This window comes from Acetobacter sacchari (assembly GCF_017377715.1).
GTDB lineage: Bacteria > Pseudomonadota > Alphaproteobacteria > Acetobacterales > Acetobacteraceae > Acetobacter > Acetobacter sacchari.
The window spans coordinates 1-233 of the sequence record NZ_JAFVMF010000130.1 but is presented as its reverse complement, the minus strand read 5'-3'; the positions used below and the strand labels follow the sequence as shown (position 1 = coordinate 233).

General features: G+C 58.8%; 1 protein-coding gene. It reads left to right on the top strand.

Going from position 1 to position 233, the window contains the following annotated elements; genetic code table 11:
* Positions 1–233: HOASN domain-containing protein (locus J2D73_RS20490; protein WP_207884274.1), on the top strand; the 233-nt coding region annotated here is incomplete at both ends.

The window sequence follows — 233 nt, the reverse complement described above, 5'->3', positions numbered from 1 at the left end:
CACATGATGAGCCCACGTAATTTCTCGCTGCCGCAATTACAGAGCATTCACACCGCTGAAGCCCGCCTGCTGGCTGAGGCGCTCAAACCTGACACGACATTCAACCGTATCGAAATTGCCGCCAATATGCTGCGCGCCTTGTGCGAATCGGGCCACCGGGGCGATGCCGCGAACGCGGCGCAGTGTCAGCAATTGTTGTACATCCTGTCGCTGAGCGATGACGTCGCCACTGC